The 22,852-nt window shown below is 50.9% G+C and carries 11 protein-coding genes; all 11 read right to left on the bottom strand.

Annotation, left to right across the window (positions count from 1 at the left end; genetic code table 11):
* Nucleotides 1-3: 3 nt before the first annotated feature.
* The 11 genes from ACTJJJ_RS18190 to ACTJJJ_RS18140 all read right to left on the bottom strand — a co-directional run bounded on the left by ACTJJJ_RS18190 (nucleotide 4) and on the right by ACTJJJ_RS18140 (nucleotide 22,673).
* A complete protein-coding gene (locus ACTJJJ_RS18190; RefSeq protein ID WP_440702597.1) occupies nucleotides 4-3,201 on the bottom strand; it encodes a SusC/RagA family TonB-linked outer membrane protein in 3,198 nt (1,065 codons plus the stop codon).
* Nucleotides 3,202-3,412: 211 nt separating this feature from the next.
* The gene (locus ACTJJJ_RS18185; RefSeq protein WP_426293593.1) at nucleotides 3,413-5,080 is read right to left on the bottom strand and encodes a RagB/SusD family nutrient uptake outer membrane protein; all 1,668 of its coding nucleotides are present in this window, start codon (nucleotides 5,078-5,080) and stop codon (nucleotides 3,413-3,415) included.
* Between the two features lie 34 nt (nucleotides 5,081-5,114).
* Entirely contained in the window at nucleotides 5,115-8,168 is a 3,054-nt protein-coding gene (locus ACTJJJ_RS18180; protein ID WP_426295907.1) for a SusC/RagA family TonB-linked outer membrane protein, read from the bottom strand.
* 570 nt (nucleotides 8,169-8,738) lie between these two features.
* Nucleotides 8,739-9,704, bottom strand: a complete 966-nt coding sequence (locus ACTJJJ_RS18175; RefSeq protein WP_188932652.1) for a DUF1735 domain-containing protein — start codon at nucleotides 9,702-9,704, stop codon at nucleotides 8,739-8,741.
* Nucleotides 9,705-9,715: 11 nt separating this feature from the next.
* A complete protein-coding gene (locus ACTJJJ_RS18170; protein WP_440702596.1) occupies nucleotides 9,716-11,512 on the bottom strand; it encodes a RagB/SusD family nutrient uptake outer membrane protein in 1,797 nt (598 codons plus the stop codon).
* Nucleotides 11,513-11,522: 10 nt separating this feature from the next.
* Nucleotides 11,523-14,684 (bottom strand): SusC/RagA family TonB-linked outer membrane protein, encoded by a 3,162-nt coding sequence (locus ACTJJJ_RS18165; RefSeq protein WP_440702595.1) that lies wholly within the window; start codon nucleotides 14,682-14,684, stop codon nucleotides 11,523-11,525.
* Between the two features lie 17 nt (nucleotides 14,685-14,701).
* Entirely contained in the window at nucleotides 14,702-16,549 is a 1,848-nt protein-coding gene (locus ACTJJJ_RS18160) for a RagB/SusD family nutrient uptake outer membrane protein (RefSeq protein WP_188932656.1), read from the bottom strand.
* A gap of 16 nt (nucleotides 16,550-16,565) precedes the next feature.
* The gene (locus tag ACTJJJ_RS18155) at nucleotides 16,566-20,108 is read right to left on the bottom strand and encodes a SusC/RagA family TonB-linked outer membrane protein (RefSeq protein ID WP_440702594.1); all 3,543 of its coding nucleotides are present in this window, start codon (nucleotides 20,106-20,108) and stop codon (nucleotides 16,566-16,568) included.
* A gap of 157 nt (nucleotides 20,109-20,265) precedes the next feature.
* Nucleotides 20,266-21,324, bottom strand: a complete 1,059-nt coding sequence (locus ACTJJJ_RS18150; protein ID WP_440702593.1) for a FecR family protein — start codon at nucleotides 21,322-21,324, stop codon at nucleotides 20,266-20,268.
* 110 nt (nucleotides 21,325-21,434) lie between these two features.
* On the bottom strand, nucleotides 21,435-22,136 hold the full coding sequence (locus ACTJJJ_RS18145) for an RNA polymerase sigma factor (RefSeq protein WP_440702592.1): 702 nt from the start codon (nucleotides 22,134-22,136) through the stop codon (nucleotides 21,435-21,437).
* Between the two features lie 150 nt (nucleotides 22,137-22,286).
* On the bottom strand, nucleotides 22,287-22,673 hold the full coding sequence (locus ACTJJJ_RS18140) for a hypothetical protein (RefSeq protein WP_188932662.1): 387 nt from the start codon (nucleotides 22,671-22,673) through the stop codon (nucleotides 22,287-22,289).
* Nucleotides 22,674-22,852: the final 179 nt, after the last annotated feature.

The raw sequence follows: 22,852 nt of genomic DNA, 5'->3' as shown, positions 1-22,852 counted from the left end.
TGATTACAAGGTGATATCCAGCCCGATCGTGTAAATCCGTGGGCTCGGTACCGATGTGGCTATGCTTGCATTCGTAGCGCCGTTTGTCCCGTTCTCAGGATCCCAGTAGTTCCATTGCGGTGCCCAGAAGCCGATATTGCGGACATTACCATAGATCCGCAGGTTTTGCACGGCCACTTTTTGTGAAACGGCCTTGGGTACCGTGTAAGCCACCGACAAGTTTTCGAATCGCACGAAAGATTTGCTTCTGTAAACTGCATACCCCGTCGCCGACCCTTCGCTGGAATAGAGCCTCGCCCATTCATTCGAGCGGTTTCCTTCGGTCCAGTAAGGAAACACATACGAACTGGTGCGGTCCACGAAACCGTCGCGATTCTTCATCTGGTTAAATGTCGCTTTCTGTCCCCAGTAGGAGTAGATCATGAACGATACGTCCAGGCCCTTAAAGAGTTTGAACTCATTCCGCAAAGTCCATCTGAAACGTGGTGAAGTGTATCCGAGAAACTCCTTGTCGTCATTGGTGAACTTGCCATCATTATTCACATCTTTCAATTTAAAATCACCTGGTTTGACACCGTACTTCGCAGCTTCGGCTTCCTCTTCTTTCTGCCAGACGCCCAGGATCCGGTAGTTCCATATTTCGTCGAGCGCATGACCGATAAACCATCGGTTGGTTACATCGTCGGCCTCTTTACGGCCTGTCACCTTACCTGAGCCGTCTTTGATATCGACATAGTTGCCATACAAATGCACGATTTTATTGCGGTTCATCTGGAAGTTGAATGTACTGCGCCACGTGAAGTTTTCGCGGCGCATATTGTTGGAATTCAAACTGATTTCGAGTCCCTTGTTCTGCACTTCGCCGAGGTTGTCCCAAACGTTGTCAAAACCCAGCACATTCGGAAGCGCGCGTTTCACCAGCAAATCCTTTGTCGTCGATTTGTAAAATTCAATACTGCCGTCCACCACATTGTTGAATAATCCAAAGTCAAGACCGACATTCAGCGCATTTGTTTTCTCCCATTTCAAATTCGGATTTGCCATACGGCTCACGTACAGCTGGCTTACCTGATACACGGTGCCGTCGGGTTTCACATGCAGGTATTTGCCGCTTGCAAGATCGGCCAGGGCGTCGTAGCGTGGGATATCGCGATTACCATTGTTACCATACGAAACCCGTAACTTTCCATAATTCAGCCACTTGGAACTCAGAAAGCTTTCATCGGTAAACACCCAGCCCAATGCCGCCGATGAAAACACAGCCCGCGGGTTCTTCTGCCCGAAAGCGGAATAACCATCCCGCCGGCTCGATAGCGTGAGCATGTATTTGTCCTTGAATGAATAGAACAACCGAGCCATTAATGCGTCGGCGGTGCTGGTCTGGTCGTCGGTGTAGACCACCGGCAGCCCGCCTGCCTGGATATTGTGGTAACCCAAAACGTCCGTAGGCGCGAAGCCCTTGTTAGAAATACTGTCACGCCAGCTTTTAAAGCGTTCGGCATTGGCCAGGAAGGTGAGGTCAATCTGATGTTTTCCAGCAATGGTTTTGTTCCATTTCAGAATGTTATCGACCTGCCAGTTGAAAACAGTCGAATCCTTACGGGAGGCCCGGCCGCCCTCGGCAGCCCATTCGGCATGCTTGGCAGATTCGGCATTATAGCGGTGTGTATAGTCGAAACGGGGCGTAAAATTGATTTGATAAGTAAACCCAAGAGGCAAACTGACCTTGGCAAAAAGAACGGAATTCAATGTCTGGGCTCCCTGATCCCGTTTGATGAATTGGCGGGCATAATAGGGATGGTTACCACCGCTGGCTTCGCCGTTGGGCCGCCAGGCGTAGTTGCCGTTCGCATCGAACTCCGAGCCCCAGGGCGAAATGGTCCGCGCCAAATCGTAGTTTACCGGCACCTGGCTTTCATCTCGTCGGGCAAACTGCGTGTTCATGCCTACCGACAAATACTTGTTCACTTTGCCTTCAAGATTCAGACGCGCGCGAACCGTGCTGTATTTGTCGCCTACCACAATTCCCTCGTTATTGAGGTATCCCAAAGACATATAATAGGAAATGCGGTCGTTACGCCCCGAAAGGCTTACCGTATGATCTTGCCTGAAACCTTTCTGGAATACTTTGGAATACCAATCTACACTCTTGCCGTCCTTGTAGTTCTGAATTTCCGCCGGTTGCATCCCCAGCCGTTGGAGCCAGACGGTCGTCTGGTCGCCCTTGGAGCCGTCGAAGGCCAGCCACTGGTCAAGGGTTACGCCGGAAGGAAGATGGTTGGGGTCGGCAAAGCGAGCGGGGTCGGCGGTGGCATTAATGTTTCGCATTACCTCTTGCCGCCAGCTGATGAAACCTTGCGGGCTGAGTACCGGCTGGTTTCTGGCCACTTCTGCCAAGCCGAAGTTACTGTTGATGTTGATAACCGGCTTACCTTCCTTTCCTTTTTTAGTAGTAATCAAAATGACACCGCTGGCTGCCTTGGCACCGAAAACGGCCGACGAACTCGCGTCTTTCAGCACATCGATCGTCTCGATATCATTGGGATTGATATCTTCCATCCCGCCATAGTAGATCGTACCGTCGAGTACGATCAATGGGCTGGAACCTGCATTGATCGAGTTCTGCCCCCGCACAGAAACACTTCCCCCGCCCTTTGCGGAGGCTGAAAAACCGACATTCATTCCCGGCACGTTGCCGCGCAGCACATCTTGTACCGACTGGGGGTTTTCATTTTCTAGCCGGGTCGCATTCACCTGTGATACCGCGCCGGTGAGGTCACGTTTCTTTTGGGTTCCGTAGCCGACAACTACTACTTCATTGAGCGTTTTCAAGTCGGTTACAAGCAAAATATCGACTATACTCGCATTACCCATTTCCTGCTCCTGGGTGACATACCCGACGGCCGAAAAAACCAGCACTCCTGCATCTCCGGGAATCTCGATGGTGAACTTGCCCTCCGCATTGGTTGTCGTACCCTGGTTTGTTCCTTTGACAACCACCGTTACACCCGGAACAGGCGTATTTCCGTCTTTGGCCAGTACGGTGCCGGTAATAGTTCTGTCGGCTTGCATTACATGGCCAACCCTTGCGAGCGGACTCGCGACGACACTGGCGGGCACCGGCGGGTGCAGGCATATCGCACATATGCATACCCCGCTCATGCGCCGCAAAGAGGTAAAAAGTCCTTTTGTGATGTGCATAGGTTAGTGAATTAAGATGATGTTTTAGGTGAAATATAACACCCTGACGCCACCCATTCCAGCCTGTCTACGCTCACAAGCAGTCCTAATTTTTAACCGGATAGTACCAATGATTCACCGGCAATATTTTTTTATTTTCCCCTCTCCTAAAACAAAAAAGGATGGCTGCACATGGCAACCATCCTCTTGATTTTATTACTCCGGGAACCGATCAGTACCCTGGGTTCTGCGGGAATACCGATTTACCATCGGATGTTTTCGCACTGCGGTCGATCTGTGTTTGAGGGATAGGTCTCACCACATGATGCGCCGCGATAGCCGAAGCCTGAGGGTTGTATTTTTTAACCCTTTCCACGAGGAGGCCCCAGCGTTTCAGGTCCAGCCAGCGGGTTTGCTCGCCGGCCAGCTCCCTTGCACGTTCCTCAATAATCGTCTCCATCGTAAGGTCTTTCGCGTCAATGAGCATTTTGTCCTTTTTCCCAGGCCAGCCCGCACGGTATCTCACCATATTAATGGCTTCGGCAGCACCGGCTTTATCGCCCGATTGAAACAGCGCTTCTGCAAGCATCAGGTAGACATCCGCCAGACGCACCACGTAATAATCGCGGCTGCCCGGTTCGTAAGTCATATCAGGACGTTTTGAATCGAAAAACTTCTGCAAGGTCGGGAACAAAGCTTCCGAATACTTGCTAGGCACGAGTACCTGGTATTTTTTCGTCGCACGCACCTCTTTCGTCATTTCGTAACCTGGAATGAAGATGGCCGTATCGCCCGCCGCAAACGTCACTTTTGTTTTGGAATCATCAAACGAAGCCGCGTTATAAGTACCCGGGTTGTTGGAAAGCCACGTATCGCGGAATGTCTTCTTGTAACGCGAGTCGTTGACACGTTCAGCGAAAACAGTGTTGATCAGGTACTCGGTCGGTCTCAGGCGTTTGAAAGGCCGTCCCCAGTAAGTATCCCGTTTCATACCCGGTTGTACGTCGTACTGCATCCCGAAATAGAGGTGCAAACTGTTACCGGTACCGTTCGTCAATGCATCGCTGGTGTATTGCACGGCAAAAACTACCTCGGAGTGGTTCTGGTTGTTTTCATCGAACACAGCCGAGAAATCGTCTAGCAACTTATAGCCATATTTGGTTGAAACTTCTTTCAGAAGGTCCGCTGCCTTGGTGAAATCGTCCGCCGCTTTTTCGGTTGAATATCCTTTTGCCAGATACACTTTCGCCAGCAAAGCTTGCGCGTGAGGCTTGGTAGCGCGGCCATAGTCGCTCGACTGTGCCTTTGCTTCCAGATCCGTAACCGCCTCGCTCAAATCTTTGATGATCGCAGCATACATTTCAGCATCTGTGGCACGCTTAGTTTCCTTTGTCGGAAGCAGCGTTTCCGTCAGGCGAAGGTCTACACCTCCGTACTGTTGATGCAGGATATAGTAGTAATGTCCGCGCAAAAACTTCGCTTCCGCAATGCGCAGCTTCTTGACATTATCAGCGACGCCAACCACGTTCGGGGCACGCTCAATCACTGCGTTACACGTGTTGATACCTCTGTAAAGCTCATCCCAGGTCGTAGCGAGGTAATCCACCGTCGGGTTCAACTGTCCGTCATAGAAATGGAAACCCTTGTAGCCACCATCGGCGCCGGTTGCATAAATATCAGTGCCATACTCGCTCATGGTAAGGCCCTGTTGGGTTGCATAGTAAAAGCGCAGCGATGAATAGGCGGCCTTCACGCCATCTTCAAAACCTTTGGCGGTATTCAAATAATCGTTGCCAACGCCCGAGACTATCTTCTCTTCCAGCACATCCTTACACCCCTGCCCGGCAAACATCAGCGCCGCCATACCGCACACCACAATCGATTTTCTTATATTTTTCATTTGTCAATATCTTTTAAAATTTCAAAACCAGGCCCTAGAATTTCGCGTTCACACCGAATGTGATCACCATCGTAGCAGGGGTTATACCTGTACCACCCGCTGCAAGGCCGGTAGTTTCTGGGTCAACACCGTTGTATTTGCTCCGGTATTTCGCCCAGATGAAAGGCTGCTGGATGCTCGAATACAAGCGCAATGATTCCATTCCCAGCTTTTTAGACAGTTCCGGTGTGAATGTGTAACCCACGTTCACGTTTCTCAGCTTCACGAATGTTCCGTCAAAATAAGTAAGCGTGCTGCCATAAACCGGGAACTCCTGGTTGCTTTTCGGACGGGGAAACTCGTTGGTCGGGTTGTTTGGCGTCCAGTAATCCACCTTCATTTGTTGGTAACGACCAGCCAATGCATTGTTGTTTCTGTGGAACTCGCTGCGGATCAGGTTACCTACACGGGCAAAGAAGAAGAATGAGAGGTCGAAGCCTTTGTAGCTCAAACGGTTGGTGATACCACCGCTGAAATCAGGAACATCGGAACCGATGATCTCGCGGTCTTCGGCGTTGATCTTTCCATCGCCATTGATATCCTTGATTTTAATCTGACCCACTTCGCTCGCGAATGATTTCGCAGCATCAGCTTCGTTGGTTTGCCAGATACCCACTTTTCTGTAATCGTACACCGTGCTAAGCGGACGGCCGATAAACCAGCCATTACCCAGGTCGTCCACTTTTCCATTGTAAAGCGACAGGATAGCCTCGGTATTCTTGGTAAACGTGAAATCAGTGGTCCATTTGAAACCGCCGGCAGTGTTGACGTTGTTGGATGTCAGGCTCAACTCGATACCACGGTTGCGGGTCTCACCCACGTTGCGGGTAACCGCGCCGAAGCCGATAGATCCTGGCAACTGGTCGGACAGCAGCAATGCAGTAGTATTGGTTTGATAGAATTCCAATGAACCCTGAATCTTTCCGCGGACAAAGCTGAAATCGAGACCAACGTTGGAAGTAGCAGACGACTCCCAACGCAAATCGCCGTTTCCGATTGTTCCGGGACGGTAACCGTAAGCAGGATTCGTGTTCCATGCATAGCTGGTACGACCGAGGAACGCCTGTGTCTGATAAGGAGCCAAACCGGTGTTACCCACTTTCCCCCAACCTGCCCGGACTTTAAGTAAATCAATCCAGCTAACGCTTTTCAGGAAGCTCTCGTTGCTCAGGTTCCAACCGACAGCGACACCCGGGAAGTTACCATATTTGCTGTTTTCTCCGAAACGGCTCGAACCGTCACGTCTGATGGTCAGGGTAACAAGGTATTTGTCATTATAATCGTAATTCACACGACCCATATAAGAGTTGATCGTCCATTCCACCAGGGTACTTCCCGGCGAGAATACGGTCGTTGCGGCACCCAGGTTATAGAATGATTGTGTTTCAACCGGTACACCCTGCACGGAGGCTGCGAAACCTTCACCACGGTCACGCTGAATAGAGTGGAGCAATGTCACGTTCAGGTTGTGCTTACCACCGAATGTTTTGGAGTAGTTAATAATGTTCTCCAAAGTCCAGTTAAAGCCGAAAGTGTTAGCATTACTAGCCTGCGCATCTCCGCCTTTTCTGGCATTGGTTTGTGCTCCGATAAACCGGCCATAGCGGGTAATAGTGAAGTCAGGACCGAAGTTAACGCGGTATTTCAAGCCAGGTAGAATGCTGAACTCAGTGTAAAGGCTATTGAAAATCCGGTAGCGTTTCAGCTGATCCACCTGCGCGCCCTTCACCAGTTCCGCAAGCGGATTGGTAAGCAACGCATCGTTGGTGGGGGAGAAAATGAGTTTACCATTTTCGTCGTAAGGAACCGCCAGCGGGTTCTGGTTGATCGTCATCCCGTAGGTGTTCAGGTTTTCACCGTTACGGATGCTGTTCATCATGTAAGACGACAAACCTACTTTCAACCATTTGTTTACATTGTGGTCGATATTCGAGCGCAGCGACAGACGGGTAAAGTTCGCTTCTTTTACCACACCCTTGTCGCGGAAGAAACCTCCGGAAATGTAGAACTGCGTCCGGTCGTTTCCACCCTGGATACCCACTGAGTGATTCTGCATTACACCCGTTTTAACGACGAGGTCCTGCCAGTCGGTGTTGGTGCCGTTTGCGATACCTTTGGCGACGTTAGGGTCACCGCCGAGTACAGCCACTTTGGCGTCGGCCTCCGCATTGATCACACCAGTGGGGATCGCGTTGCCGGCTGCATCTTTATACCCACCCGTGGCACGATAGGCTTCCCGAACAAACTCCGCAAATTCGGATCCGCTGAAAAGCTCCACTTTATCGAGCGCTTTGGAAACACCTACATAACCATCGTAGCTGACAGTCGTCTTACCCTTTGGCGCACCGCGCTTGGTCGTCACGATGACAACGCCGTTGGCACCGCGCGAACCATAGATCGCCGTTGCGGTAGCATCTTTCAAAACCTCCATCGACTGGATGTCATTGGGGTTCATATCGTCGTAACCCGCTCCCAACGGAATACCATCCACTACATATAAAGGATCATTACCTGCATTAAACGAGCGACGGCCGCGGATCAGGATCTTCGGCACCGTTCCCGGCTTGGAACCCGACTGCGTTACGTCCACCCCGGCTGCACGGCCTTGCAGTGCCTGCCCGAGGTTGGTAATGGGCATTTCATTAATTTCTTTCGAACCGACCGAAGAAATCGCACCGGTCAGCTGGCTTTTCTTTTGCGTACCATAACCCACAACCACAACCTCTGTCAGTATTTTCTGATCACTGGACAGCACAATATCCACCACACTTTTATTGCCAACAGCAACTTCCTGCGTTACGAAACCCACTGCTGAAAACACGAGGACCGCATTGTCCTCCGGTATGCTCATCTTGAAAGCCCCATCGGCATCCGTATTGGTACCGGTTTTGCTTCCTTTCAGTACTACCGAAACGCCCGGGATCGGAAGGTTGTCCTCTACGGAGGTCACCTTTCCTGAAACTGCCCTGTCGATAACCCTGATGGCCGGGTTTGAAGGCCTCATTGCATAGACCTGCCCTGTAAAACCCGTCATCACCGCACCAGCCATTGCCCAACGCATCATACAGTGGCTAATACTTGTAAAGTTTCTTTTCATACGCATTGATTGTTTAACCATTAATAGTTCACCATAAACTGTCAATTCTGACGACCACTTGATAGATTCCCCCTTACAAATAATTATATTTTTCCCATCAATAGTTACAATGCACACGCAGTTACTTGGCGCAGATTTGTAACCAATCTGTTGAAATGTTTTATCTGGAAAGAGGTTCAGGGATGATAAGTATTTTTGATTTCCGGTAGTATGCCTTTTTGAACAATTCCAATAAGCCTATTTATTGTACTTATTATACCATTTGAAAATCAATTTGAGAATAGAGATTCGGGGAGAAAATTGAAAACGATCCGCGAAGTTTATTTATGCAATCGTTATCGGGAACGTTGCCAAAATAGACTCGTTCCAATATTTTATTATAAGATATTTACACAAAGAAATACAAAAATGCCATATCCGCTAGGCAGGCACTCTCCGAATATTGTATTTAAACAATATTAAGTAAGAGCTATTCCCAGCAGATATGGCAGGCAGGCTATTGATGAAGCAGTAATCTGACACTTATTTATAATGGTCCGGATTCTCGTCCTGCCACTCGTTGACACCGTCGCGGATACGGTTCCGGAAGGTCAGCGTGTCCTGGGCAAAAGAGGTTGTACCATCCTCATTTTCATATTTATAGCTTAAAAATAACTTACGATCCTGCAACAGTTTGGGCCGATTGAAAGTGCTGGGACCATCGGGTTTTACCTGGATCGCGGAGCCGTCGGCTTTGCTGATCCTGACGGCATTTCCATCGAGCGTAATCTTGAATGAGCCTTCCTGATCGCTGATCTTGTTGGTTACGAGTGCATCCGGAGCTACTGTTTTTAGCTTGAAAACCTTGGCTTCCGGCGACGGAATCGTGGTGTAGTACTTCACCGTTTTCACCACCTTGCCCGTAGCGTCCTTTACCGTCGTAACGCCACCGTGCCAGTAGTTCCCAAAAAGCATGTTCTCGTATTTGAGCGCCACCACAGCCGAGCGCTTCGCGTTAATGACCGAATCGGCGTCGGCGGAAGTGATGTAGAACGGTATGGCATATCCGGCGCGGATCGTGGCGGCGTCTTTCAGGAACCGCGCCGAATCGGCTTTGATCACCACGGCGCCCATGTGCGTACCGGCCTTGATCACCATCCTGGAATTGTCCGAGATGGTGAAATAGTCGGTCGGCAGCGGTTTGAGCGTATCGACGCCATTTACTGCCTCACGGATGTAGCCTGCACCGGCTTTCATAGCCTCCAATGCATCGCGATTGATCAGTGCGTCATCCAATTGGAAGCCTACGATGCGGTCCTGCCGGTTCTCGCGGACACCCGCTAGCGCAGCCCCTACCTCGATGCTCATCCCCTCACCTACCACGAAGGTCCGCACGTTGGTCTGGTACATGAAATACACCGAGGTATAGTCGAAATCCTTGATGTAGTCGTCATAGCAGGCGCTCAGGCCCATTGTCAGCCCAAGGGCCAAAGCAATTCTCTTTTTCATAGCATTCATGTTTATTTCCAGGTTTCCCAGCCATCGTTCTGTACCAGATTAGACATTCTCAGCATTTCGTCGTAGGGAATCGGCAGAAATGGCGAGGCGTACGACCGCGATTCCACTACTTTGTCGAGCTCGTATTGAAAACTACCATCTGCATTACGGGTAATTTTCGCCATTCTTACCGGCTTGTTCAGGTCGGTGAGGTTGGTAGTCCAGCGTCGCAGATCGAAGAAGCGCTGGCCTTCGAAGCACATTTCGAGCCTTCTTTCATTTTTGATAAATTCGTTAAAAGCTGCCTTTCCCTTGCCGGCCACCTCGGTGAAATATGGGTCTGTGTCAAAGCCTTTTCCGCCGTCCGTATTTTCCTTTTTACGAAGATATTCCATCGCATCTTTGGCCGACATACCATATTTACCTCCATCGGGGCCCTCCACCTGGTTGGCAGCCTCCGCGAACGTAAGCAGCATTTGCTCCCATCGTATAAAGAATTTCGAGTGCGGCTGACGGTTAATGGAGTTGTCCGACCAGTTGAGTCCCATAAACACCATTTTCTTGATGTGATAATTGGTACGGCTGTTCACCGCGGGCCCGGCGGCATCCTTTGCATTCTGCCAGTTTTCGAAGGTATACATCGTCTTGTCGCTGTTGATTTTCATGGCCTTCGCATTATTATGGAAGATCGTCGCATAAAAGCGAGGATCGCGGTCGGCATAGGGGTTGGCCGGGTCGTACTTGCTGCGCGGGTCGGTAATAGGATAACCATTCTTCATAGGGAACGCATCCACCAGGTCCTGCGTAGCCCCTACCGAGCCGGTTCCCTGAAAGCCGCCCGGATAGAACATCCGCTCCATCGCGTCGTTCGCATTGTTGTAGCGCGAGGACCAGACAATGCCCGGAAAGTTGGGATCGAACCAGTTGACGGCCTTCTTCACATTGAAACCATTGGTAACGGCATCGGTCTTCATTTTAAAATCGATCACCTCCTTCGCATTCTGTGCGGCGAGGTCCCAGCGGCTCACATCGTTCGATGGATTGAAGCGCGGGCTGGCCCAGGTGAGGTATACCAATGCTTTGATTGCCCTGGTGGTGATGCCATCCATGCGTCCCCAGTACCGACCGCCGGCATATGCCCGATCGTTGACGTTCTTGACGAGAAAATCGCGGTGCGCGACAGGCAGGTATTTATAAGCCGAGTCACAATCGGCGACGATCTGTTTCACGCATTCGTCGTAGGTGTTCCGTTTGAGATTTGTTTCCGCTTTCACATCGAGTGGGTCCAGCACGATCGGAAAGCCAAGCAGCTGTCCGCCGGCCATTCCGCCGAATTTTTGCAGCAAATCCCATTGGAACCACGCCCGCAGCGCATAAGCTTCGCCCTGCAAACGGTTTTTGACCAGACTATCCAGGTGTTTATCCACCAGGAAACGGGTGTTGTAACCGCGGCGGTCTTTCAAAAACAGGTTTACGAGGTATATCGACCGGTAGTTTCGGTCCCAATAGGTACGGAAAGGGTCCTGGCTGGTAGGCAATGAGCCCAGGGCAAGGCGCGTCAATGCGTGCGTAGTGCTGGTAATGACCACGTCGTCGGTAGCGCCGTCGAGGTACACACCCTCGTTGTCGTTGTAATTACGGGGCATCACGTCGTAGCATTGCCCCACGAGGCCCTGCACCATGTCCTGGTATTTCCAGATGTCGTCGGTGGTCCTGTTACCGTTCGGGTAAGGTTCGAGGTAATCGACGCAGGAGGCCAATGCAAATGCGGCAAGCGCCAGCGACAGGATGTTTTTGATATAAAATGATTTCAAATGCATAGCTCTGGCTTTAAAATGTCAGTTTAACCCCTCCGGAAAAAGTACGGAACAGCGGATAGCTGGTAATCCCCGAATTGACCGACTCGGGATCGACGTTTTTGATCTTCGAGAAAGTGAGCACGTTGGCCCCGCGCACATACACACGGATACCGCGCGCGGCGATGATGTTACCCACACGCACCGGCACATTATAAGCCAGCTCCACATTCTGAATCTTGAAAAACCCACCATCGCGGAGCCAGAAATCCGACGCCACGAAATTGTTGTTTACTTTGTAGTAGGTCAGCCGCGGATATTGCCCTCCGACGTTTTCCTTCACGAAATCAGAATAATTGTTATCACCCCAGCCATTCCAGAAATACTTGTTGGTGAAAGGTATCTGGTAAAATGCACGGCCGTTTCCGATGGCGGTCAGTTCGAGGTTGCGGAATGCGAGTTTCAGGTTCAATGCGTAAATCAAACGCGGAGACCCGTACCCGATCTGGCTCTGGTCGTTGTCGTCGACGATGCCGTCGCCGTTCCGGTCCAGGTATTTGAGGTCGCCGGCTTTCAGCTCATCGTCGTATACCTGCGGGACGACACCGGTTTCGGCATCCGTAGCAAATTTGCCGAGGTAGGTCTGTCCCCAGAAAGCATCCGTGGGCCTTCCAACGCGGGATTGGTAACCAAAGCGGTAATTGGATTCGTCCCATTTGAGGATTTTGCTGGTCTGCACGGTGGCATTACCGCCGATAGAAAATCGGACATCGCCCAAACGCTCGGTAAATTGCAATGCAGTCTCAACCCCCACATACCTGATTTTGTTATAGTTATACCATGGACGTGCAGTCGACACGCCTATTACCAACGGCAGCGTGTTCGCCAGCTGCGAGACGATGCCGTCGCGCAGGTTATTGAAATAGTTTATCTCAACGGACAACCTGCGTTTGAGGAACAATCCGTCGATCCCGATATTGAATTCCTTGCGTTTCTCCCAGGTCAGGTCCGGATTACCGATGCGCCCGGGCGTGGTGCGGTAAACCGAGTTGTCGGTATTACTGCCAAACCATTGTCCGGTCGAATACGGGCCGAATGCCGAACCCGTCGAATTCACGGCCCAGCGATCGAGGTAATAGAAAGGCGGAAGGAAGCTCTCATAGCCCAGCATACCCGCTTCGGCCCTGATTTTCAGGTAATCAATTCCCTTCAATCCAGAGAAAAAACCTTCTTCTGAAATCACCCAGCTAAACCCGCCGGCCGGAAAGAGCGCATAGCGCTTGCCTTTGTCGAAACTGTAAGTACCCGCATAGTTGAGCACGCCCTGGAACACATAGCGGTCTTTTAGCGAATACACGCCGTTAAAAACCGCATTCTGCTGCCGCTGTGGCTCTTCGATCCCGTTCCGTGACGATTTGCCTATATAATAAGTAAGGCCCGCCTGGATGCTGTGGGCATTCCAGCTTTTTTCGTAGCTGAGGCTTTCATAGATCACGAATCGCTGCGAATAGTAATCATGCAGCTTCGCCTGCCCGGCCATATCCACGCCGTCGTGTACTTTGGAAAGCCTGATCGTGTCCTGGCCCCCATCGGTTTTCCCCGGGGTCGCAATGTAGGCAATGTAATCCTCGGCCTTACCGATCCGCAGGCTATTGAAAAGGTTAAACCCTGCATAGGTGGTCGATTTCAGCCCCGGTACCAGCTCTTTCAGGTCGTAGTCAAAAGTCAGATTGGAAGCGCCCGTCCGCCCCGTTTCGGTGTAATAGCCATTGTGCATGAGGTTACCGATCGGATTGGTCTTGTAATTGGAACTTACCCCGTACCATGGTGCCACCGCATTGTCGCCGAAAGCCGCATACACCGGAAATGCAATCGGCGGTGTATTGGTAATGTCGTTGATAACGCTACTGAATTCCACGAGATCCAATGCGGTGTTTGTGTTACCATCGTCACTGGAGAAGTTGGAATTGTAACCATAGTTTGGCGACCGGCGCAAGGTAAGCCCACCGAAAAAGTCGAACTTCACTTTAATGAGCGGGTTGATCCTGATATCGATGTTCGACCGCACATTAACCCGGTTGTAATCCGATTTCGCCCCAATATTGTAAATGTCCCCTTCCCCGTTGTAGCCCAGGTAGGCATTGTATTGCACCGTTTCGTTCCCGCCCGTCGACGACAGGTTTACCCGTGTGAAAGGTTTGGAATTTTTCAGCATCATCCGCCGGAAATCCACGCTCGGGCGATAGAGATTATACGGGTCGTTCTTTCCGTATTCGGCAATGTCGTTTTCGTTGTAAAGGGGCGACAGGGCGCTGTTCGTTCGCGCGACGTTATTGAGCTGGGCATATTCCCCGCCCGACGCCCAGCCCGGGAACCTGTCGACCACGCTTACGCCTTGCTCGGCATTCACGCTCATTACCCGTTCGTGGACCTTCCCTCTTTTTGTTTTAATGTAAATAATGCCATCTGCTCCTCTCGGCCCGAGCATCGCTTTACCCACAATATCTTTAATGATCGTCACCGACTCGATTTCCTGCGGGTCCATCGGCATTTCCGTGATGTCGGTCGGAATATCGTCGATAATAAAGATAGGATTGCGCCCGCGTGTGGCTATACCGATCTTTTCGGTTATTCTGAAATTTCCCAGTTCCTCTTCTGCGGTAAGGCCCGGGGAACCATCATGTTCCACTACTTCCAGACCGTTGACGAGCCCGGCAAATGCATTACGGAGGTCGTTGGTGGGATATTTTTCAAGATCGGCGGTTTTCAAAGTCACATAGCTGCCGGTCGCCAGTCGCTTTGGCAAACTCATAAACGGCAAGGGAACGGCATCGTCGGACGTGGCAAAGAGCTTCGCTTTTTTCAGTTCTACCACGCTATTGGTTACGATATCGCCCACCAGCGATACCGATTTACTGTAACCATACGACGAAACCGTCACGAAGTCTCCCGGTAGCGCTTCAAAATCGAAATCACCGGTTGCATTGGTTTCTGCGTGGATCTGCCCCTCACCTACAATCACCGAGGCGTTGGGGATCGGGTTGCCGTTTTCGTCGGTCACTTTCAGGCTCACATTCACCGGCTTCGGCTTTGTGGCCGGTTTGTCCTGGGCCAGTGTGTCACCGCCCCACAGCAGGCACAGCATTATCACTCCGATAATCGCCTGCCCTATATAATGGATAATTTTGTTCATCATTCGTTTGAGCGTTACGGTCACCAGACTTCGTTAGGGACGAAATTTTTCATTTTGTACATATCCTCGGTATTGAACGGCAGATAGTACATGGCTTCTTTCCAGCGTGTCTGGCGATCGGCCGAGAGTGGCATGCGCGTATACTTGAAGCCCGTCGGGTAGGCGGTGCTCACCGGCACTTTTTCTACATCCATACGGTAAAGCGTGCCGCCCATTACTTTCGGGGCATCTTTCCAGCGGCGGATATCGTGGTAATAATGCCCGCCCTCGAAGCACAACTCGATGGTGCGCTCATTCTTGATTCGTTCGCGGAGCTTGTCCTTCGAGCCCGCGTACGCCTGCATCACATTGGGCATGCCCGCACGCGTACGTATGCGGTTGAGCGCCTGCAAGGCAGTCATGGACGCGCCCGGAGCCATACCGTTCGGGCCATATGCTTCGTTGGCGGCCTCGGCGTAGTTCAGGTACAGTTCCCCCAGCCGGATCAGTGGATCGGTGTATTGGGGGGAGGTTTTGTTATTGACACTCTGCTCACCCCAGGTTTTACGTTCATAGTAGCCGGTGCGCGTAATACCCGCATACGACTGGTCTAGAAGCTGCCCGTACGTGGCGACGCCGTCTTTGGTTTCGTAGTAAATTTTGGCATTGCCGTAACCCGGCACCGGTGCGCTGTTGTAAATAATATCAATATAAAAGCGCGGGTCACGGTCTTTGTAAGGATCTTGCTCACTGTAATGGCCTGCCGCAGCAGCGGCCTGGCGATCGGCAGGTGTATTTAAAGGTTCGCCCCATTTGGTTTCAAATTTGTCCACGGTATTCTGCGTGGGACATTCACCCGACCAGCCTGTTTTACCCCCACCGAAAACGCCATTCATCTGACCATTCAGATCGCCGTTGTTATAGACCTTTGTGCCCGCATACCAGGCCCAGAGTTGTTCATTCGAATAGGTTGTACCGATGTAATTCTTCTTGTAGTCGGCCAGTGAAAGTAAATCGTAGCCATATTTTTCAGCAATCTGAATGGCTTCCCAATTGGCTTTTGCGGCCGCTTCCCAGTCGGTATTACCTTGCTCGTTGTTTAGCGGGCTGGCAGCATACAACAATGCCCGCGCCTTGAACGCCTTCGCAGCAACGCCGGTAGGGCGCTTTTGCTCGGGGTTATTGAGGTGCCCTGTCACACCCGGCCCGGGGTCACGGCGCATGAGGTCGGCCTTGTCGAAATAGGCGGCGGCGGAGTCCATATCCATAGCGATCCGGATCAGCGTTTCGCGCTTCGAAAGCCTTGGAATGTCCCATTCATCGCCCTGGCCAAGCACTTTGTTGATATAAGGCATGGGGCCCCACAGCCTGAACAGTTCGAAATGCGCGAAAGCACGGATGAAATGCGCCTGTCCTTTGAAATCGTTGATATCCACCGGACTGGCATCTTTGAGCATCCCGATGTTTTTCAGGGTCATATTACATTTCCGAATGATAGAAAACATGGCACCCAAAATAGGTCGACGGGCCGGATCATAGGTCATTTTATTAATAATGGCCGAAATCTGACCACTTTTAATCACCTGTGCATCCATCACCCGCCCCATATCGCTCATATCCGTGAGCGACTCCATCGTATATTTCTGGTCCCAGAAATCGAAGTAGAGCGAATAGCCCGTTTTAATATTGTAAGGGCGCCAGTTGGTACCGTCCAGCTTGTTCCCTTCGTAAATGCCATCGAAAAAATTTTTGAAGTTCTCGTATTTCGAAAAAACATCCGCATCCGTCAGCCCCGACTCCGGCGCCTTGTCGAGATAATCTTCCACGCACGAAGCCAAAAGCAAAATGAACAGCACCGGTACACAGAGTATCGTAATTAATCTTTTCATCGTCTGTTGGTTTGGGTTAGAATGCAGCCCTGATGGCAAACTTTACACTGGTCATTTGGGGATAGAATCCCTGGTTGAAATCTTTCCTTTCCGGGTCGCCCTCAATGAGTTTTGTAAAGGTCCAGAGGTTATTGCCGGTCACGAAGAACACCAGGTTGGAGGTGCCGATCACACGCCGCAGAAATTTGGAATTGAATGTATACGACGCATATACTTCCCTCAATCTCAAATAATTGGACTTGCGCCAGAACCGGTTTTCGATCATAATATCAAACCCTCTGTCGGCCTCGCCTCCGCCCCAGAAAAGATTGTCGGTACTGCCGCCGCCGGAGTAATGCAAAGTGGCATGGTTCGCACCCGGATTGGTCGGTGTCCAGTAGTCGAGCTGCGATGCATGGACCCGCCAGTCACCCTTGATGAATTCCACTTCATAAGGCTGGTTGAATTCCACATATTTGCCCATATTGCCCTGGAACATGAGGTTGAAATCGAACTTTTTCCAGGAGAAACCGGCTGAAAATGAATAGGTAATGGGCGGATAATCCGAGCCGGGAATCGGATATTTGTCGAGGTTGGTCACCTTTCCGTCACCGTTGAAGTCCAGGAATTTGTAATCGCCTACATTCAACTTTTGCAGGTCGATGGCCGCGACATTGTTATGAATGTCGTCTACCGAGGTGTAATATCCACTCCCCGTCAATTCCACTCCGCTCAGCTGTGCGCCCAACGGCTTGCCGGCCGATTTCTGATAATCGGAAGCGTAAGGCAGGTCATCTTTGAAAAGAATACGGTTTTCATTGAACCCGAACAGCCCTTTTACAAAATAGTTGAGACCCGACGCAGTGTTGTTGCGATACTCCGCTTCCAGCTCGATACCATGCTTTTTAAGGCGGCCAAGGTTGAGCTCCTTAAATGAATTACCTACAACCATCGTCACGCTTCGCGGGTCGAGGAGCATTTTCTTACGGTTTTCGTCGAAAAGATCGACGCCGAATGTGAAAGTGTCATTCCAAAAGCCGAGTTCAATACCAAAGTCCCGTTTCCGTGCTTCTTCCCACTGTGACACGAGGTTCGGGCCGAGATCCTCGTGAATATATCCGGAATTATCTTTAAAATAGTCGCTCAGGTACAGCCACCGGTTCGTAGCGATATCGCTTCCCACCTTGCCATCCGAGTACCGCAGTTTCAACTTGCTGATCCAGGGAAGGCGGTCTTTAAAAAATTTCTCCTCCGATACGACCCAGCCAATGGCCCCCGACGGAAAGAAGCCATACCTTTTGCCGGGCGCGAACCGTTCCGAACCCGTGTATCCTACATTCACTTCAAGCAGATATTTCCCCGAATAATCGTAAGTACCCCGGCTCACCAACCCCTGGTTGAAATAGGGAAAACTGACTTCCCTGTCGCGTTGCTGGCGGTTCACCAGCACCAGCCCGGAGATGTTGTGTTTTCCGAACGAACGGTTATAGCTCGCCGACAATTCATAATATAAGTCTTTATAATAGCCCCCTTCCAGTGCACCGACGTTGATATCCAACGGCGCTTGCTCGAATACCTCATTCCCCTGCCCTGCCCTGAACCACGGATTTTCCTCGGTTCCTATTTTATCATAATTCAACTGATATTCAGGAAACGTGTACCGGCCCGTCAGCGACTGGTTTTTATAATAAGTACTCAGCGAAACCTTTCCTTTCATGGCCAATCCCTGCGTTACAAAATCCAGTTTCTGATCGAGGATCAGGTCGGTAAAGAGCTTCGAATCCAGATAACGATCGAAGGAACCCTGGTTCATGGAGGTGTAAGGGTTACCTGTAAACTCACCGAAGTTCATCGCCAGGCGGTCGCCCTGGGCGTTGGGATAATCGGGATCTGGCACCTGTGCGAGCACCCAGGCCGGGAAATAGGCCGGGTAGCGCGACGGCCCCGTCGAATAAAGATTGCGCCAGGGACTGCCGCTGGGCTGGTTTTTGATACCGGTCTCGCCGCCTACGTTCAACGACAACGTCGTAGAGCGGGTAAGGTTAAAATCGATATTGGTACGGTAGTTGAACCGGTTGTACCAATAGCGGGTGTCGTCGTAGCCTTCGTGGTAAGCTTTGAAAAAATCGCCCTGGTAGGAATAGCCTAGCGACGTAAAATACTTGATGAAATTCGTCCCGCCCGATACGTTGAAATTAGCATTGGCATTGGAAGCGAACGGTTTGGTCATCAGATCGAACCAGTTTACATCCGGGTAACGCAGACTGTTCAGCGGCGTGGACGGGCTCCTGTATTCATTCAGCGCGTATTGCGGGATAAGGTCGGTAAACTGCTGGCCATTCATCAGTGCCTGGTTGTACATCGACATCGTTTGGTAGGAGCTAATGTGGTCCGGAATGCGCGTGGCCTTCGCCAGACCGTAGGAGGCCGTGAAGTCAAGCTTTGGTTTGCCGATCGTGCCGCGTTTGGTCGTGACAATAATCACCCCATTCGCTCCTTTTGCGCCAAAAACCGCTGTGGCAGATGCATCTTTCAATACCGATATCGTCGCGATTTCATTCGGGTCCATATCGCGGAAATCGCGCTCCACGCCGTCGACCATTACCAGCGGCTGCGAACCGTTCCAACTCGAAAGCCCGCGTATGACGATCTCCGAATGATCGCTGCCCGGCTCGCCGCTTTGCTGCATTGTGAGCACGCCCGAGAGCTTGCCCGCGAGCGCATTGGTGACGTTGGACGTACCCGAGCGCATGAGCGCCTTATTGTCGACCTGCGAAATGGCGCCGACTACGCTCTCCTTCCGCTGGGTGCCGTAGCCTACCACCACTACCTCTTCCAACGCTTTGTTTTCGGGTATCAGCTTTACGTCCAATGACCGGCGGCCTGCCACTTGTATTTCCTGAGAAATATATCCTATATAACTGAATACCAGTACCGAAGCATTATTGGTAACCGTAATTTTGTATTTACCATCGGTATCGGTCGAGAGCCCGTTAAGTGTTCCTTTCTCGACTACGTTCACCCCCGGCAGGCCATTGCCGTTTTCATCTTTGATCACCCCGGTTACCGTCACCGTAAGCGAAGCGATCGCATTTTCCATTACCTCGCGCAGGCGCCGGGCATGATAGGCCTCCGCCGATCCGGTGAATGCTTCCGGTTTGCCGGTAGCCGATGCCTTAAATACCGAAGTGCCGTTCAGTACCTCGGTGACAGCATGCTTTTTGGCATTGGAAACGTAAATGGTTTCGTTGACTCTGCTGAAACTGAGGCTTGTTTCCCGCGAAATGTGCCTGAGCAATTTTCCCACGCTTGCTTGCGGGAAGCTGAGGTCCACGGTCTTATCCCGCACGAGTTTGTGATCGTACTGGAAATTAAAATTGGTTTTGTCGTTGATCACCACAAAGGCATCTTCCAGCGGCACGTTGTGCAGATCGATGGAAATGTAGATTTTCTCAATGCTCTGTTCCTGGGCTTTGCCGTCGGAAGCCGATAGCAAACCAGCAAAAATGCATTGCAAAACCGTCCCGATAAGCGCATACCTAGACATCGCTACAATTTGTCGTAGTAGTTTATATTGCATATTTTTGATCGTTTTGAATTTCACGTTCATTACACGTGGCTTTCTCCGTTACCTGATTGAGCGCCAACTCTTAGCACGGGAAAGTCACACGGACCGGTAATCAGCGATGGTTACCGGTTCTTTTTTAGCTGGTGTCAGACTGCATAGGCTGCTTTGGTTATTGAAGGTTTACAATGCTGTTGTTGACTTTGTATGAAAACCGGTTGGGGTAGCTCATTACGCCGAGAATATAATCCAGCGGCTTGTCCTGGAACTTGCCGCTGAACCGCCAGTCGGTATCCATGCGTACGCCCGGCGCGACCTCAAACTTCACACCATACCAGCGTTCCAGTTTGAGGATGGTTGAATGAAAATCCGACTTCTGGAAGTAAAGCATACCGTCCTTCCAGCCAATCTGCTCCTTTTCGTCGTAGATACTCACAATGAGCTCGCCGGCCTCCTTCTGAAAGGTTGCCATTTCGCTTTTGCTCAGGAAAACACAGGCATTCTGGTCTTCCGAGCCTATTTTGGCGTTCACCTTTACTTTCCCCTCCACCACCGCCACTTGTACCGCCTTGTTTTCGGGATAGGCGCGGATGTTGAACGAGGTGCCCAGTACCTTCGTCACCACTTCACCGGTAGTGATCACGAACGGGGCTTTTTCGTTTCTGGTTACGTCGAAAAACGCCTCGCCGGACAGGCTTACTTTCCGGATTTTTTCTTCAAATTCTTCGGGATAAGAAATCGACGACCCGGCATTGAGCGTTACGCGGGTGCCGTCAGGGAGCACGAGTTTCCGCTGCTGCCCGTTCACCGCCTTGTGCTCCACCGGTACAAAAGCCGAAGCCGGGGCATGGTGATAGGCCAGGTAGCGATTTACCAGGAAAAAAGCGCCCACGAGTACACAGGCTGCGGCCAACAACCTGAACACCCTACGAAGCGCAATGCGCCGGGGCTGGTCAACGGAAGGGCTCCTGACGTCAGGCGCAGCAATGGACGATTCCAACCGTTTCCATTGTTGTTCGATGTCATAGCTGGGCACCGGTCTCCCCTGGAAATGCAGGGCATAGACGATCTTCCGGGCTTTTTCGATTTCGGGGCGGTGGGACGGGTTGGCGAGGAGCCATTTTTCCCACAAATGATCATTTTCGGGGGCGGTGCCGTTGAGCCACGCACGGAAATCGTCGTCGAGGACGAAATCCTTGTAGCCGAACCGGTCGTATTTATGCGCTTCCAATAGGATAATATTTATTCTTTACTTTGATAAAGCCAGAACAAATACCAAGTGACCCTCGACCAGTTAATTTTTTTATAAAAATTTTTACATTTATTTCAAATACCTTCTAATCAGCCCCGGATCAAATCATTAATAACTTCTACACCCTCTACCATCGTCCCACCGGAGGCCAAGAGCGACAGGTAAACACCGAGTACGAAGGGCACATCCTTTCCTTGCGGCGCGAGGTCTTCATTGAGTGCGTCCAACGCTTTGTAAATAAGCTTATAAACGGCCCGTGTAGAGATATTCATGATCAGGGCGATCTCGCCAAACGACTGATCGTTGTAGAATCTGAGATACAATGCCTCTTTCTGGCGGGCGGGGAGATTTTGAATGGCTCTTTGAAGCGAAATCACATTTTCTTTCAGCGTCTGATCATGGATCATCTTCGTTTCCGTGGATAGTTCGACATGGAACAGCGAATCGTCGTCATCCAATGCGATCGTTAACAGGCTTGCCTTCGCCCTTTTAAGGACCAGCCTGCGGAGCGAAGCGAGCAGGTAATTCCGGATGGAATCTGAACTGCCCAGGAATGCTTTTCGCTCCCAGATATTCATGAAAAGGATCTGAATGCAGTCCTTAACCTCCTCCTGATCCTTATTGAAGCGCAGGCCGTAATTGAGCAGCGAGGGATAGTAATGCCGGAATATCTGTTCAAAAGCTTCGCCGCTTCCCGCTCGCAGCATGTTCCAGAGTGGTGAGGCCGACCCAGGCACGGCCGGTCCTGTCCCTTGCGGTTTCTGGTTGTTCGTCAGGTCAATAGCTTCCATGTTCGCTGAGATTGGCTAATTTCGGTCCGGGAAAAGCCATTGGCAGTATGTCACCGCACAATGATTTTTAGGTGACGCAGAATATGCCGATCACCCTTAAAAAGTCAACATTTTTCACGAAATAATAAAATCAGCGGCGGGGCAGTGGGCTCAATGGTTGCCCAATATAAAGTAAAAGATAAATAGCAGAAATGTAACCGACATCAGGATCAGGACGATATTGCCTGCCGAAAGTCTGCTAGCCGGCTGATCCAGGGCATTTTTTCTCGAATCGCGGTCGCCCATTATATCCAGCGAGCTCATAATGCGGCCCCAGATAGAGTTCACTTCCTGGCTGGAAAGGTTGTCGGGCTTCCAGTCAGAGGCGATCAGCACCAGTTCACGCGCTTTGGCGACGGTGTCCTTCCGAGCGGGATATTTAAGGATCCAGTTTTCCCAAAAAGAGCGGATAGGCGGATCATCAGGAAACCGGACCCATCTTATGAAGAGGTTTTCCATTGCCAACTCCTCAGCCGATAACTCTGAAAACGGTTTCATCGATATTAGTAGATTGAATTTTAGGGCTCTTCACATTTAAACCGGGATTCTGACCATCTCCGGTATTATATGTTTGTTAAGCTTTATGTGTAAAAAAGGAGGCGTTTGCGGGTTTATACTCACTTTGCCGGCATCGAAGGAATTATTTCAAAAATAGCCATCCTGTACTATGGGGTATC

The organism is Dyadobacter sp. 22481, from assembly GCF_052044875.1.
Classification (GTDB): Bacteria; Bacteroidota; Bacteroidia; order Cytophagales; family Spirosomataceae; genus Dyadobacter; species Dyadobacter endophyticus.
This window is presented reverse-complemented; position numbering and strand designations above follow the sequence as displayed.